The 14,816-nt window shown below is 36.5% G+C and carries 14 protein-coding genes; 5 read left to right on the forward strand and 9 right to left on the reverse strand.

Features of this window, described 5'->3' with window-relative positions:
- Positions 1-60: 60 nt before the first annotated feature.
- Positions 61-927 carry a chitobiase/beta-hexosaminidase C-terminal domain-containing protein gene (locus EG342_RS22230; protein ID WP_103290123.1) on the forward strand — a complete coding sequence of 289 codons (867 nt, stop codon included), beginning with the start codon at positions 61-63 and terminating at the stop codon, positions 925-927.
- A gap of 54 nt (positions 928-981) precedes the next feature.
- Here EG342_RS22230 and EG342_RS22235 read toward each other — a convergent pair whose 3' ends face one another.
- Positions 982-1,326 carry a phage holin family protein gene (locus EG342_RS22235; RefSeq protein ID WP_103290126.1) on the reverse strand — a complete coding sequence of 115 codons (345 nt, stop codon included), beginning with the start codon at positions 1,324-1,326 and terminating at the stop codon, positions 982-984.
- A 114-nt stretch (positions 1,327-1,440) separates the two neighbouring features.
- Positions 1,441-1,863 (reverse strand): PaaI family thioesterase, encoded by a 423-nt coding sequence (locus EG342_RS22240; protein ID WP_103290129.1) that lies wholly within the window; start codon positions 1,861-1,863, stop codon positions 1,441-1,443.
- 107 nt (positions 1,864-1,970) lie between these two features.
- On the opposite strand from EG342_RS22240, the gene EG342_RS22245 reads away from it, so the two are divergent.
- The 3 genes from EG342_RS22245 to EG342_RS22255 all read left to right on the forward strand — a co-directional run bounded on the left by EG342_RS22245 (position 1,971) and on the right by EG342_RS22255 (position 5,354).
- Positions 1,971-2,393 (forward strand): hypothetical protein, encoded by a 423-nt coding sequence (locus EG342_RS22245; RefSeq protein WP_103290132.1) that lies wholly within the window; start codon positions 1,971-1,973, stop codon positions 2,391-2,393.
- Positions 2,394-2,732: 339 nt separating this feature from the next.
- Positions 2,733-3,218, forward strand: a complete 486-nt coding sequence (locus EG342_RS22250; protein WP_246008687.1) for a PepSY-associated TM helix domain-containing protein — start codon at positions 2,733-2,735, stop codon at positions 3,216-3,218.
- A gap of 12 nt (positions 3,219-3,230) precedes the next feature.
- The gene (locus EG342_RS22255) at positions 3,231-5,354 is read left to right on the forward strand and encodes an outer membrane beta-barrel family protein (RefSeq protein WP_103290135.1); all 2,124 of its coding nucleotides are present in this window, start codon (positions 3,231-3,233) and stop codon (positions 5,352-5,354) included.
- Positions 5,355-5,695: 341 nt separating this feature from the next.
- On the opposite strand, the gene EG342_RS22260 is transcribed toward EG342_RS22255, so the two are convergent.
- The 7 genes from EG342_RS22260 to EG342_RS22290 form a co-directional block, all read right to left on the reverse strand.
- The gene (locus EG342_RS22260; RefSeq protein WP_103290138.1) at positions 5,696-7,822 is read right to left on the reverse strand and encodes a type IA DNA topoisomerase; all 2,127 of its coding nucleotides are present in this window, start codon (positions 7,820-7,822) and stop codon (positions 5,696-5,698) included.
- A gap of 149 nt (positions 7,823-7,971) precedes the next feature.
- Entirely contained in the window at positions 7,972-8,688 is a 717-nt protein-coding gene (locus tag EG342_RS22265; RefSeq protein ID WP_103290139.1) for a M17 family peptidase N-terminal domain-containing protein, read from the reverse strand.
- A gap of 141 nt (positions 8,689-8,829) precedes the next feature.
- On the reverse strand, positions 8,830-9,681 hold the full coding sequence (locus EG342_RS22270; RefSeq protein WP_123868158.1) for a hypothetical protein: 852 nt from the start codon (positions 9,679-9,681) through the stop codon (positions 8,830-8,832).
- 189 nt (positions 9,682-9,870) lie between these two features.
- Entirely contained in the window at positions 9,871-10,749 is an 879-nt protein-coding gene (locus EG342_RS22275; protein WP_103290144.1) for an AraC family transcriptional regulator, read from the reverse strand.
- Between the two features lie 148 nt (positions 10,750-10,897).
- Positions 10,898-11,785: a helix-turn-helix domain-containing protein gene (locus EG342_RS22280; RefSeq protein ID WP_164465221.1), complete on the reverse strand. Its 888-nt coding sequence runs from the start codon at positions 11,783-11,785 to the stop codon at positions 10,898-10,900.
- A gap of 187 nt (positions 11,786-11,972) precedes the next feature.
- Positions 11,973-12,410 carry a MarR family winged helix-turn-helix transcriptional regulator gene (locus EG342_RS22285; protein ID WP_103290149.1) on the reverse strand — a complete coding sequence of 146 codons (438 nt, stop codon included), beginning with the start codon at positions 12,408-12,410 and terminating at the stop codon, positions 11,973-11,975.
- A 14-nt stretch (positions 12,411-12,424) separates the two neighbouring features.
- On the reverse strand, positions 12,425-13,177 hold the full coding sequence (locus EG342_RS22290; RefSeq protein WP_103290151.1) for an SDR family NAD(P)-dependent oxidoreductase: 753 nt from the start codon (positions 13,175-13,177) through the stop codon (positions 12,425-12,427).
- Positions 13,178-13,816: 639 nt separating this feature from the next.
- Between EG342_RS22290 and EG342_RS22295 the strand changes: the two genes are divergently transcribed.
- Positions 13,817-14,812 (forward strand): EamA family transporter, encoded by a 996-nt coding sequence (locus EG342_RS22295; RefSeq protein ID WP_103290154.1) that lies wholly within the window; start codon positions 13,817-13,819, stop codon positions 14,810-14,812.
- Positions 14,813-14,816: the final 4 nt, after the last annotated feature.

The following is a 14,816-nucleotide window of genomic DNA, read 5'->3' on the forward strand; positions in this document are numbered from 1 at the left end:
AATTAATTAGTCAATAGGTAAATTTCATTAATTTTATCAAAAACTAAATATCCAACCATCATGAAAAAAATTTTACTTTTTTCGTCAATCCTTTTTTCATCATTCCTTTTTTCACAAATAGCCATACTTCCTATCGGAACTCATTATAACAATGCTTATCAGGCTACTATTTCAGGAAACGGAACTATTTATTATACTACCGACGGCAGCACACCGACCTTGAGCTCGTCTTCGGCTATCAATAATGTGCAAATCTCTATTAATCAGAATAAGGAAATCAAGGCCTTTCTTGTTGATGGCCAGGGAAATTCTTCCGCTATAATCAGCAAAAAGTATTACACCGGAAGTATTCCTGATGCTGCCATTTATTTTAAAGCTCCTTCTACATGGACATCTGGAAGTTGTATTATGATCGATATGGTGAATCCAAATTCAATTAACGGATTTGTAATTGATACTTTCTGGCCGGGAATGGCGATGCAGCCTACCGGTTGTGAAACCTGGTATAAAATAAGCCGAAATTTTGAAGAAGCTAATGTAAGTTTTAATAACTGTACTCCTTTCGAAAATATCCCTCAAACGGTTACAACCAATTCGATTCCGATGGGAAGTACTCTATACTATGACTTTACAGATGGAATTATAACGAATCCACCTTCCTGCTTATTTTTAGCAACTCGTGAAAATCAGTCACAAGGTAAAAATGTTTTGATCAAAATTTATCCAAATCCTGTTTCAGATATTCTAAAGGTAAATACTGATCGGTATTTTCAGGAGTATGAAATCATAGATGTTACCGGAAAAATAGTTTCAAATGGTAAGTTTAAAAAAGATATTTCCATTCATGATCTTATTTCAGGAAATTATTTTTTAAAACTGAAAGACCAAAAGGGAGATTTAGTTTTACTGAAATTCATTAAGAAATAAAAAAATCCGTCAGTAATTAAACCAACGGACTTTATAACTTATATATTCAATCAATTAATCTCCATCTGAGAACATTGAGTTGGCCAGAGAAGTAACAATTGACAATAGGATACTGAATATAAATGCCCACCAGAAGCCATCTACCACCATACTGTCAATAAAATAATCTGCAAGCATAATAATTGCGGCATTAATTACCAATGCAAAAAATCCTAAGGTAATAATAGTCAGTGGAAGACCGAAAAGGCTTAAAATGGGTTTTACAAATATGTTTAAAACTCCCAGGACAATAGCAAAAATAATTGCCGTTGAAAATCCTTCAAAATGTACTCCCGGTAAAATTTTAGTTAAAAGATAGGCAACTATGGCCGTCACAAACAATCTGATAATTAAGTTCATTTCGTAATTTTTTTAATGTTTATGGGGGATATGGAGCAAAAGCCATTCCATTTTCAAGATTTTTTTTTAATCAAATTCTATTTATTTAGGAAATATTTTAAGCTAGCAGATCTTTTATTTTATTTTCATCATGGTGACTAGCGAAGTCGCTACATGACTTTCTGCGCCTGAACCTTCAGTCACTACATAAATCTCCGTTCTTATCACACTGATCTTCGCCCCGCCTTTTATGACATAGGATTTAGAGATTAAAGCATCTCCTATTGCAGGACGCAGGTAATTCACCTTCAGTTCTACGGTTACCACATAGCAATCTTCTTCATAATGACTTACTGCGGCATATCCTGAAGAAACATCTACTAAGGAAGCAATCATAGCGCCATTGAACATGCCTGCTTTTCTGGTCATCAGTTCCATTTTTGGAATTTTCATAGAAATGAAATCGGTTTCTACTTCCAGCAGTTCTGCTTTATAAAACTTCAGGGTTTCTGAACGGTCAAAGCTATCGGTAATGAGTTTCTTTTTTTCCGGAGTCATTGTTATTTAATTTGATGGTAAATGTAAGGATTGATTTAAATGTAAACCTAATAGATTGGTGTTGTTTTACTTATAAAAGATTAGTTTTGCAGTAAAGAAACCGTCCCATGAACTTAAAAAAAATGCTTCTGGTTCTCACCTTTATAATAGGCTGTATTTATCATGCCCAGACACTGCATTTATATGGAGGTGCTGACCAGGATCAATATCTGGGATGCCTCAATTGTGATAATTTTGATAAAAACTCGGTGTGGAATAAGTTTAGTGACTATGGCAATCCGTTCAGCTCAAAATCTATCTGGAATACCTACGGAAACTATGGAAGTACTTATAGCACTTATTCACCATGGAGTGCCTACGCATCGTATCCGCCGGCTATTCTGGATGAAAACGGAAACTTTTTAGGCTTCCTAACCCTGAACCCTTATAAATCCGATAGATCAGAACTTGAACTGGCTTTGATTGTATGTAAACATCATGAAGAGATCAAAAAAGATGTTGGAGGCTGGTATGAGAGGCTATTTCGGTAAATTAGCCGGTCAAAGAAACGGTGTGAAAAAATTAAACGCTCTATTTGTCATACCATAAAAATCCACATAATTAAAATATAGCGCGTTTGACTGGCAGTCAAAAGGTCACGGGTTCGAATCCCGTTTTCTCCCCTCTCTACTACAAAGCTTTTTCTATTACTTCGGTCTTCAACGTTCTGGTTGATTATCCTGTAATTCTTTATTTTGACACTATAAATTCTCCCAAACCCTAATAAATATCAGGTTTTTCAGCCGAAATAAAGTTCTCTACTGTAAAGAATTACTACAAATAAAACTATATTTGCATTTATTATTTTTAATAAGACTAAATAATAATAAATGCAACAACTCGGTAAAAAGAAGTCTAAGGGTACATTTAAAAAATATATTCTAAAAGTTCATTTATGGCTTGGACTACTTTCCGATATTATTGTTTTAATAGTTTCTTTGTCGGAAGCAATTTTTGTTTTCAATGAAGATATTACCGCTGCGTTGCGTAAGGAACATACTTTTCATGGTGAGAAGGATATTCAGCATAAAAAATCACTTCCCTTACGTGAGTTAAAAGACCTTGTAAATGCCCAGCTAAAACATGAAATTGTAAAAGCAGATGAAGTTACCATTCCTATTGACCCTTCACGTTCCTATCAATTCGGACTGGTTAAAGGCAATCCTGAGGGCTGGAATCATTTCAATAGCATTATTGTCTATAAAAACGTTTACGTAAACCAATATACTGGCATAAGCCTGTTCTGTGCATCATTGCCGATAACGGGGTTTATGATCTGGTGGGGCCGAAGAAATAAAAAGAAAACAACAACCTAAAAATCAGTTATCATGAAGAAGCACTATATATGGTTACCCTTAATGGCGAGCCTGAATGCGTACGGGCAGACAGAAAGCACGAATGATTCTTTGCAGACAGAAAAAATTTCAGAGCTTAGCGGCATTGTACTCAAAGGTAATAAAGCGGTCTTTCAGCAGAAAGCCGATAAAATGATTTTTAATGTAGAAAATAGTGTCTTGTCTGATGGTACTACTGTACTGGAAATTCTGGGCAAAACGCCGGGTGTGGTGGTTTCGCAGGAAGGTGAGCTGTCTTTACGCGGCAAGAGAGGAGTAAGTGTAATGATTAACGGTAAGCTGAGTTCCCTGTCAACTAAGGAACTGGCCAACTTATTGCGCTCTACCAATTCCACATTGGTAAAGAATATTGAAATTATTGCTAATCCTTCTTCAAAATACGATGCTGCAGGAAATGCAGGTATCATCAACATTGTTCTTAAAAAAAGTTCATTGGAAGGACTAAGCGGCAGCTATTACCTGAACGGCGGAAGGGGTCGGAAAAATAGAATCAATACCGGACTGAGTCTGAATTATACCCATAAGAAACTATCTCTGCATGGGGACTACAGTTATACTTTCCGTGGCGAGGAAGAAAGAAAAAAATTCAATCAGATTTTCTTTAATGAAAAACAACCCCAGCAGGTTACACGAAGAACGGATCAGAATTCAATAACCAATGAACCTTTAACTTCCAACAACTTTAAATTCGGAGCAGATTATACATTTAATGATAAAACGACCATTGGTGCTTTATTCGATGCTAAAATAGGACGATATGAAGATTTTTCGAAAGGTGAAAACAGAATATTTCAACCTGTAGACAATCTGTTTGCTCATGTACTTTCGGATAACAAAAGCAAAGAAAACTGGTATGATTATACGTATAATTTAAAGGGTACACATATCTTTAACGATAAGGATTACAAGGTAGATGTGGATCTGGAATACGAAACTTCGCGCTTCTCTTCCCTTCAAAATCAGCTTTCAGATGCATTGGTGAATCAGGGCACAGAAAAGTTTAACAACAGAAGAGGCAGCATTGCTTCCCGCTTGAAAGTCTTTAATGCTAAAGTAGACTTTACCCTGCCTTTCAGTGAAATGCATAGCCTGGAAACAGGACTTAAATCCACTATAAAATCTAATAACAACCCTTCAGAATATTTTATACAACAGGGCGAAGACTGGATCAACGATGATAAAGCAAGCAATGAATATGTTTACAAAGAACAGATACATGCGCTGTATGCCAACTACAAGCTCAATCTGACAAAATGGACATTCCAACTAGGATTGAGAACTGAAATGACACATACAGACATTAACCAGAAAACTTCCCAGGAACAGCGAAAAAGAGATTATACCAATTTGTTTCCGAGTGCGTCCGTCAAATATCAGATGAGCGATCAGCATGGATTCTATGCCTCGTACAGTAAAAGAATCAACAGGCCGAGCCACTTCGATCTGAATCCGTTCCGCTTTTATGATGATCCCTTCAACTACTGGCAAGGAAATCCAAATCTGAACCCTGAGTTTACTCACGCAACAGAATTGGGATATACCTGGGGAAAATATATTATAGCATCGGCTTATTTCAGCGTAACAAACGATGTAATGACGGAAGTATACAACTATCAGCCTGATACAGGAATCCTGGTAAAAACTCAGGACAACCTGAACAAATCTTATGTATATGGCGCCAACATAACTGCCACTACAAAGCTTGTTAAATGGTGGTCACTTACCTCTATGTTTAATGTTTTCAACAATGAATATAAAGGAAATTACCAGAACTACTCGGTAAACAGTTCACAACTGGCCTTTACACTCAATGCACAAAACAGTTTCAGCATTGCAAAAGGGGTGAAAGCAGAAGCTAATGCACAATACTTCTCAAAATCAAACATTGGACTGTTTATTCGCGATGCTTATTTTGACCTGACACTGGGTGTTTCAAAAACCCTTTGGAAGGATAAAGCAACAATAAAACTGGCGGTAACCGACTTATTAAAAACAAATAATTATCGTGTAACAGGGAACAATTTCAGTTCTACAATCCGGCAAAAATACAATCTTGACAGCCGGGTGGTGACGCTCTCTTTTAATTACAAACTTTAGTCTTCGGAGCCTTGTCAAGGTTTAAAACCTTGACAAGGCTAAAAGATTAGTCGTAGAATTTATCAAAGTGGGCAAAGCCGGAAATATTATCAGGAAGCTTCATTCCTTTAGCTATTTTGTCAGTTTGTACATCATAGATCCATAGCGCCGATACTTTTAGAATTTAACAGACACTTTAGACAATTAAAACTATTCAAATAACACCGATGAAAAAGTTCACATTAGACCAAAATCGAAGATTTTCAAAACTTACGTGTACTTCTTATTCTCAAAGCTTATCACTTAAAGTGACTTTTGTGTTCAAAAAGCTTTTGTGACTTTTGTAGTTTAATTAATGATAATTAAGTGAGTTGTACCTGGAAGTCATCACTTAAAGTTAGAACCCCTTCTGCAATACTTTCAGGGTGAGCACTGAATCCTTTTAGTTTTGAGCTCTTGCCTTTTAACACAAGATCCATCAATTGCTTATCCGTTAATTTTTTACCGAAAATTTCGAAAGTAATTTTAAAACCACAGTTTTTGAAGTCGGAACATCCCACGGCTGTTTTTCCTTTGATCAGGTTGTGTTCTTTACATTTCGGACATTTCGTTTCTTCCCAGGACTGAAGCTCCTTTTTCTGTGCAGGTTCTCTTTTTTTCTTTTCCTTTACTTCTTCTTTTGCTTCTTCCTGAAGGGTAATGACTTTTCCTTTTCCGTACACCACTTTATCCGTAAGTTCCGTCACCATCTGAATCAGTTCTTCTTTGAAAAGATTGGCTTCATACTCGCCTTTCTCAATCTTACGAAGCTTTGATTCCCATTCACCGGTTAGTTCCGGACTCTTCAAAAGCTCGTCTTCGATGGTATCAATCAACTGAATTCCTGTTTGAGTGGCAATCAGATTTTTCCTTTTCTTCTCAATATATTTTCTTTTGAACAGCGTTTCAATGATGTTTGCACGAGTAGACGGTCTTCCGATCCCGTTATTTTTCAGCATTTCACGTAATTCTTCATCTTCAACCTGTTTTCCGGCTGTTTCCATAGCCCTCAGCAAGGTTGCTTCAGTATACGGCTTGGGAGGGGTTGTTTTTCCCTGATGAATCATCGGATCATGCGGTCCTGTTTCACCTACTATAAATTCAGGAATGGTTTGTTCCTCTTCTTTCTCTTTTTCTTTATCGGCAGATTCTTCTTTGGGTTCTTTGGCATAAACCGCTCTCCATCCCGCTTCCAATACCTGTCTTCCGCTGGTTTTGAAAGGAATGGTTCCTACTTTTCCTTCTACCAAAGTATTGGAGATTTTACATTCCGGATAGAATACAGCAATGAAACGTTTGGCAATCAAATCATAAATCAGTTTTTCTTCCCTACTCAGATTTTGAGAAGGAGGAATTTCTGTAGGAATGATCGCATGGTGATCGGTTACTTTGGTATCGTCAAAAACAGCCTTTGATTTTGGAATCGGAGCTTCTAATAATGGAGCAATCAATTCCTGATAAGGATACATTTTCTGAAGAATGCCCTCTATTTTCGGATATAAACTTTCTGATAAATAAGTGGTATCAACACGTGGATAGGTCACATGTTTCTTTTCGTAAAGGCTTTGGATATAATTCAGGGTATTTTCTGCCGAATACCCATATTTTTTGTTGGCTTCTACCTGAAGTCCGGTCAAATCAAAAAGTCTTGGATTCTTTTCTTTTCCTTCTTTAATTTCGAAAGAAACGATCTCAAATGGATTTACTTTAAGGTATTCCAGTCCTTTTTCTGCACGTTCTAAGGTTTTTAAACGATCAATTGCCGCATTGAAAACAACGTCACGGTATTTGGTTTTAAGCTCCCAATATTCTTCCGTGGTAAAGGCATCAATTTCTTTCTGACGCTGAACCAGCATAGCCAATGTCGGGGTCTGCACTCTACCGATGGAAAGTACCGCTTTATTTCCACCGAATTTCTTGGTAAAAAGTCTGGTAGCATTGATTCCCAGCAACCAATCGCCTATCGCTCTGGCATTTCCTGCCAGGTAAAGGTTTTTGTAATCTTCAGCAGGTTTTAAATTTGCAAAACCTTCCTTAATTGCTTCCTCCGTCAGGGAAGAAATCCATAAACGCTGAATGGGTTTGTTGCATTTTGCCTTCTGCAATACCCAACGCTGAATCAATTCTCCCTCTTGCCCGGCATCCCCACAGTTAATGACCTCATCACATTCTTCAACTAATCTTTCAATTACTTTAAACTGATTTTCAACGCCTTTATTGGGAATCAGCTTGATCCCGAAACTGCTGGGAATAATTGGCAGCAAAAATAAATTCCAGGATTTATATTGTGGACCGTAGTCGTGAGGTTCTTTCAGTGTACAAAGGTGTCCGAATGTCCATGTTACGCAATAGCCGTTTCCTTCCATATAGCCTTGTTTAGGCATAGTAGCGCCTAATACTTTGGCAATATCTCTGGCAACACTCGGTTTTTCGGCAATACATAATTTCATGAACTCGGATTTATTGTAGGGGTGCAAAAATCGGGATTTTTTTTGACTTTAGCTAATTTAAGAAGATCATGTAACCGTTAAAATTAACAAACTTTATTCTATTAAAAGTCTATATGTAAAAAGTGAGTTTAATTCGTAAAAACAACTCATTATTTATTTTTCACTTCAGCAATCGCCTCTGAAATTCCTCCGCCCGCAGTTTCAAAGAAAGCATGTCCTGCCAGCAGGTATACTTTTTCTAATTTTTTGGTGGTGGATAACTTGTGTTCTTTCAGATAATTTTCAGAACGGTTGGCATGTACAATACCTCTCACTGCATTTCCAGCTACTAAAGCAGTGGGTGAATCTATCCCCGCATCCTTAAGATCACTGGCAAAGGCAAAATTGGTAACGCCTAATCTCATCGCTTCACGGGCAGCTACCTCTCCTACTGAGGTCATTAAATCAGGAGTGAATTTATTACGGTCACCCAAACCGATCAACAATAGTTTCTTTGCAGGCATCGATCCGGCAGGTGGTGTAATTAAAATAGTTTCCAGAGAATGCCCGTGAAATTGTCCTGATTTTCTAATATTGGTTAGCTCACCTTTTAACGCTTGATCCAGATGGATCAGACCATTTAAGTTGGCTGGCAAAGCCGGTGCATTAAAAATATCCCCTTCGGTATACTCGAAAACGCAGGCTACCTGAAGCTGAACGTTTGCTGAAGAAGGTCCTTCTACCAAGCCTACCATAGAGATTCCGTCTACTGATCCCCAGGTTTTTGAAGTTCCTACAGCCGTTGTAGAACTGGTTGTTTGAGCAAAACTTAAAGCAGAAAATGCTAAAGCGGCAATAACTAAAGATCTGGCAATTGTATTTTTCATAATAAATAAGATTTGTATGGGTAATAATTATACTCCGAAATTACAGAAGATAAAAACCGCCTGCATTGATCTATCATAATAAATACAAAAAGACCCAACTTTCGTTGAGTCTTCTTAATTCACATTAAAAAAGTTGAATAACTAAGGCATTGGTAATGCCACGATATCAAATACAGTATCTGCATAGCTGTTATCTCCGAAGACAGCTCTTACCCCGGAGGCATCCTGTGCAAAAACAAGTGGGTTAAGGTTGGCAGTATAGGTTCCCGGTTGCAAAACCAATGACCTTGTACCGTTCACCTGATATCCGCTATTGGTATAAGCTCCTGTATTGGCGTTGACAATTGAACTTCCTGATCTTACAATTAAATAATTATTATATCCCGGACCGGTTAAGAATACATTGGTCGCCAGAAGTTTTGAGCTTCCACCGCTTAGTCCTGTTCCATTTGCTAATGTAACATTGGTAATAGGAACAGAAAATGTAAACATAACCAATGCGGGTTTGTCGAGAGTGAAACTTTTGGAAATCATGGTTGCCGTCCCATTCGATGAGTTGGCGGAAGTCAAAGTCATTGCATTTCCTGTATTGGCACTTCCGGAAGTTGCTCCTGCTGCAATGGCAGGATACCTGTGAAACATCCTCATCCACTCACCATCTGTTCCGCGGGAAGCATCAAAATTATAATATCCCTTTTCCAGTAGATTGGTAGTCTTTGCACTGGTATCAGCAGGAAGTAAAGGTTGTGTAATATAGACTATCGTTCCATCCTGGGCTGCGGTATACAGATTATCTTTACTTTTCAACTGAGTGCCGGTAATTCTGGGAGCAATAACCCCATCAATTTTTCCGGAATCAGTAGGAGCACCTGAAATATCAAAAGTAGCCTGAGGATTGGTATTGTTAATTCCGACCTGGCTGTAGAATTTTCCTGTACCCGCGACTATTGAGCAGACAAAAATTGTTTTAAAATATTGAGATATTGTATTCATACATTTAGGTTTATACATTTTTCATCTTAGTTATTTCTATTCACAAACTCATACAAATTTATTGATCCGGAAAACGACAAACAGTATCCAAATCATCGAAAAAGTTATTTCTATTATTCCAATTAATGGTACTAAGAAAACCTGTTTTCCTATTTAGTTTCCGATATACAGTTCTTAAAAACTGATTTTTTACTGATCAGTATTTTTCCCTTCGGATACGCTGTAAAGTTCCCGGAATTTTTTTGGAGTCAATCCTGTATGTTTTTTTATAAAGCCCGAGAAATGTCCATAATTTTGAAAATTAAAATCAAACGCAATATCTTTTAACGGATCCTTGGTCATCATCAGTTTATATTTTATTTTTTCCAACGTTTGGCTCTGTATCACTTCAGTTGCTGTGTGGCCCAAATATTTTTTGCAGAGAATATTAAGATAATTGGCATTAATTCGCAATTGATCTGCGTAATACTTTTTTGATCTCTCCTGTCTGAAATTTTGGTTCAGCAAGGTCATAAAGTCAAAAAGCACAGGATGATCTTCATAAATATTCAGGTACTCAGCATTTTTCTGAACTTCGTTAGAGATATACCGGGCAATGATTTTCATTTTTGAATAAATAATTTCGTTCATCACCGGCGACGGATTATTCAACTCATCTCTGATATCTTTAAATTCATGTAAAAGCTTTTCAAAAATCTCTTCATTCAGATTAATAACGGGCTTTTCTTTATACATAAAAACCGGTAGCTGCATCAATCCTTCCAGACGCTCAAATACCTCTCCACTTACAAATAATTTATAAATTTCACCATGCCTTTCATAATCCCACCAACGTACTTGTCCCGGAAACACCATATGAAGCTGCATACCTTCAACGGGATATTCCTTCCCATCAATACTATGCTTTCCTTTTGTCTCTTTAAATAGTAGTAATGAAAAAAAATCATGGCTGACGGGAGTATATAAAGGGCATAAACCTTTTGGCTCATAAAAAAAAATATCATGGTATATTTTTAACCTGCCCTGGATCTCCTTGAACTTTTGAACCGGATTTTTTTTCTCATTCATTCAGAAATACATTTTTATATTGTTTGTTAGTTTAATTTAATAGCATTGGCTATTTTACTTCAGCCTACAGTAGCCTCATCCTATCTTATGCAGGATAGGAACATTTTTTCAGAATTAGAGATAATAATGGAAATTTTAGTTTTTAAAATTACAGGTCTTCGGGGACTGCATGTAAGACGGTTCCTGCATATTTACTTTGAAAATCTTTGGGTGTCATCCCTGTATATTTTTTAAAAAAGGCATAAAAACTACTGACCGAACTAAAGTTCATCAATATGGACAGCTCTTTTATTGAGAGGTTAGAAGCAGCCAGATATTGTTTGATTTCCGACAAGAGCTCACGGCTTATAATCCCTGTTGCTGTTTTTCCGAGATGTTTGCTGCAGAGAATATTCAGATAGTTGGTTGTGACAGCCAGTTTATCTGCATAAAAACTGACGGATCTCTGCTCCCTGAAATGTTCAAAAACGAGAGTAATAAATCTTGAAAGTAGGCAAGCCGAATCCATTCTTTTTTCATAATGTATCCTGTAGACTTCACGGCTTAGCATCAGCATGATCACTTTAAGCCTGAATTCTACCATCAACTTTTCTTCCTGTTGGCTTCTGAGATCGGTTCCCATATGAGCAAATTCATAATTAAATTTCGCGAAACTTTCTTCTGACAAACTGATCTCACCCATTTTCATATAGTGCGAGAATGGATATTTAAGGTAGCTTCCAAAAGTCTCAAATATTTTCTCCGGAATTTGTATCTGTTCAATCTCAACTTCATCACCACCACGGAAATCCCATTTGCTTTCTTGTCCCGGAAAAACAAAGTGTAATTGTTTGTGTTGAACGGATTTAATCTGCCCGTTGATCTGATGCGTTCCCCACCCTTTCCTGATCAGAAATAAGGAAAAATAGTCGTCTGTCATATCCTCTTTTTCCAACCTTTCTTTTTCGAAATATTGGGTTAAAATAATATCTGAAAAATCAGATATACCAGTAGAATGTTGGATTGGCTTATTTTTAAACGAACTGACTATGTGCATATAAAAAAATATTAAGAACTTATTATAACCTAAGATCATTTCGATCAAAAAATCAGCAACATCTATTCCTGCAAAACAACTTTAGTAGGTATGAAAAACAAAATTATTTTTTTCGAATCAAAAAAAACATCAGAAATAATCAAAAAAATTATTCAATTCATATCTTTTTTATCGGTTTTGATAAAGATCATGATTTTTTCATTTTTTCTAAAAGACGGAGCAACACTTCCACTTCTTCATCTGCCAGTGCATTGTAAACTTCGTCAACACCTGATAAATTCGCGGTAACTTGTTGATACAAATATTCTCCCTTGTCAGTAAGTTTCACGTCGATCAGCCGTTTATCACCCTTATTGACGTTCTTTTCCACCAGTTCTTTGAGGATCAGACGATCAACCAACCTGGAAACACCGGCATTTTTCTCCAACATTTTTTTCAGGATATCTGAAGTCGACAAAGGGCCTCCAGCATCGTTCAAAATAGAAAGAACATTATACTGCTGAGAGGTAAGCCCGTAGGTCGCAAAAAACTCCTGAGACCTTTCATAAACGGTATTATATGTTTCAACCATTGTAATACCCAACTTTCTTCGAAGTGGAAGTTTTTCCGTTTTTGTTTTTTTCATTCTTTATTATTTAATTACTGGATCAGGTAACCCCCATCCACTGGAAGATACGCTCCTGTACAGAAACTCGCATCTTCAGAAGCCAAAAATAATACAGCTTTTGCAATTTCTTCCGGTTTTCCCAATCTTTTCATCGCATGTTTTGATTCCATATAAGATCTGTACTCTGCACTTTGAGCTGCGTTGTCCATCAATAAAGGTGTTTCGATATATCCAGGACCAATGGCATTGACACGAATATTGTTGGTTCCGTTTTCCAAAGCAGCTACTTTAGTAAGACCTACCAACCCGTGTTTTGAAGAAGCATAACCGCCAATTCCAAATTCTGCCACCTGGCTCATAATGGATCCCATATTGACCACAGCACCACCCGTTTCCTGCTTTCTCATCTGGGCAATCTGATATTTCATTCCGTAAAAGACACCGCTCAGGTTAATATTAATAACTTTTTGCCATTCTTCCACGGATTTCTCATGAATCGGAGAAGCATCTACAATTCCCGCATTATTCACAGCTACATCCAGGCTACCAAAGGCTGCCACAGTTTCTGCGACTGCTTTTTCTACTTCTTCATGTTTGGATACATCACAAGCAATAAATCTGGCTTCTGTTCCTTCTTTCAAAACTTCTTCCAATGTTTCTTTGTTCTCTTTAAGATCGGCAATCATTACTTTTGCTCCTTCTCTTGCCATCAGTATTGCAACGGCTTTACCAATTCCTGAGTTTCCACCTGTAATAAAAGCTACTTTGTTTTCAAAACGTTTCATAATACCTGTTTTTAAAATTAATAAATTGATTTTTCAAATTTAATGACTAATCATCAATGTCTAATCATAAATATTGTTAAATGTTAAACTTAAAATCACAAACATACTTATTTGCAAACACTTACAATATTTCTATTTCATCACAATCGTTTATTAAATCATTCCGATTTTACCTCCATAAAAGCATCAATGAATTTATATTATTCATAAAAATTTAACCTTATTTTATCTTTTCTATAATACGTTTTAATATGCATTTCAATCCATATTGAATTAAAATTTTATATAAACTTCAATTTACTACTTCCATTTCACACAGAATAAAAATATAAAACACTGTATTTAAACAAATTAAATCATTAACAATAAATTAATATACAAATTCCCTACTTTTTTAGTGGACTAATAAAAATTATATTATATATTTGCACCGTATTCAGGAAAAAAAATAAAATGAAGGCAGTATTAAAGAATAATTCAATAATAAAACACAGCATCAAAAAAATGATGATGGCTACCTGTATGCCTATGTATCAGAAATGCTGTGGGTGACCTTACTTTTATATGACATATTGTAAAGGCCCTACCAAGTTGTAGGGCCTTTTTTATTGAAAAACAAACAACATTAAAAAAATAAAAATGAGTAATTCTAAAAACAAATGGTTGATTCCATTGGCTTTTACAAACATCTATGTAATATGGGGGATTACGTTTTTAGCTATTTCATTTGGCTTGAAAGGTTTCCCGCCATTCATTCTTTCGGGATTAAGATTTCTGGTTGCAGGAATTTTAATGATGAGCTATCTTCTTTCTAAAGGGGAAAAAGCAAATTCGCTGATCAACTGGAAGAAAAATGCAATCACCGGAGTTCTTATCCTCACGGGAGGAACAGGGCTTGTAGCCTGGGGAGAACAATATGTAACGGCCTCAGAAGCTGCCATATCTATCGCAACAGGTCCGTTTTGGTTCATTGCAATTGACAGAAAAAACTGGAAATATTATTTCTCGGATAAATTCATACCTATAGGATTGGCAATAGGATTTGTAGGGTTGGTATTCTTTTTAAAAGGAAGTGTACACTCAAGTGCAGCCCATTCAATGGTGAACGGAAATCTTCGTATTACTGCATTTATAGTATTAGGATTAAGTTCTGTTGCCTGGGTTCTGGGATCTTTATATTCTAAGAAAAATCCGGCCTCACATTCTACTTTTATGAATATTGCTCAACAGCTTATTGTAGCAGGATTAGCCTCTTTTTTCATCGCTTTTGTAAGAAAAGAATGGACTGGTTTTTCAGTTTCTGCGATCCCATTATCGGCATGGTTGGGAGTTCTGTTTTTGATCTTCTTTGGATCTATAGTCGCTTATTTGTCGTACATTTGGCTCTTGTCCGTGAAACCCGCTGCTCTGGTAAGCACCCATACCTATATTAATCCTATTGTTACAGTGATTGCAGGCTGGATTGTTGCCAATCAAAGCATCAACGGAGGTCAGCTATATGGTTTATCAATCATTTTGCTGGGAGTATTGCTGACGAATGTTACCAAGTACTTTAAACTTTCAAAACGGTCAAAGGTTAAATTAAGAAGAGTAAGAAGATTTTTTAAGGCAGGCAAGCGCTATCAGCCTATCTAAAATA

Origin of the sequence: Chryseobacterium lactis (assembly GCF_003815875.1) — a bacterium.
Lineage (GTDB): Bacteria > Bacteroidota > Bacteroidia > Flavobacteriales > Weeksellaceae > Chryseobacterium > Chryseobacterium lactis.

Coding starts and splice junctions, on each gene's coding strand:
- EG342_RS22230 (WP_103290123.1), top strand. CDS start 61: ATGAAAAAAATTTTACTTTTTTCGTCAATCCTTTTTTCATCATTCCTT.
- EG342_RS22235 (WP_103290126.1), bottom strand. CDS start 1,326: ATGAACTTAATTATCAGATTGTTTGTGACGGCCATAGTTGCCTATCTT.
- EG342_RS22240 (WP_103290129.1), bottom strand. CDS start 1,863: ATGACTCCGGAAAAAAAGAAACTCATTACCGATAGCTTTGACCGTTCA.
- EG342_RS22245 (WP_103290132.1), top strand. CDS start 1,971: ATGAACTTAAAAAAAATGCTTCTGGTTCTCACCTTTATAATAGGCTGT.
- EG342_RS22250 (WP_246008687.1), top strand. CDS start 2,733: ATGCAACAACTCGGTAAAAAGAAGTCTAAGGGTACATTTAAAAAATAT.
- EG342_RS22255 (WP_103290135.1), top strand. CDS start 3,231: ATGAAGAAGCACTATATATGGTTACCCTTAATGGCGAGCCTGAATGCG.
- EG342_RS22260 (WP_103290138.1), bottom strand. CDS start 7,822: ATGAAATTATGTATTGCCGAAAAACCGAGTGTTGCCAGAGATATTGCC.
- EG342_RS22265 (WP_103290139.1), bottom strand. CDS start 8,688: ATGAAAAATACAATTGCCAGATCTTTAGTTATTGCCGCTTTAGCATTT.
- EG342_RS22270 (WP_123868158.1), bottom strand. CDS start 9,681: ATGAATACAATATCTCAATATTTTAAAACAATTTTTGTCTGCTCAATA.
- EG342_RS22275 (WP_103290144.1), bottom strand. CDS start 10,749: ATGAATGAGAAAAAAAATCCGGTTCAAAAGTTCAAGGAGATCCAGGGC.
- EG342_RS22280 (WP_164465221.1), bottom strand. CDS start 11,785: ATGCACATAGTCAGTTCGTTTAAAAATAAGCCAATCCAACATTCTACT.
- EG342_RS22285 (WP_103290149.1), bottom strand. CDS start 12,410: ATGAAAAAAACAAAAACGGAAAAACTTCCACTTCGAAGAAAGTTGGGT.
- EG342_RS22290 (WP_103290151.1), bottom strand. CDS start 13,177: ATGAAACGTTTTGAAAACAAAGTAGCTTTTATTACAGGTGGAAACTCA.
- EG342_RS22295 (WP_103290154.1), top strand. CDS start 13,817: ATGAGTAATTCTAAAAACAAATGGTTGATTCCATTGGCTTTTACAAAC.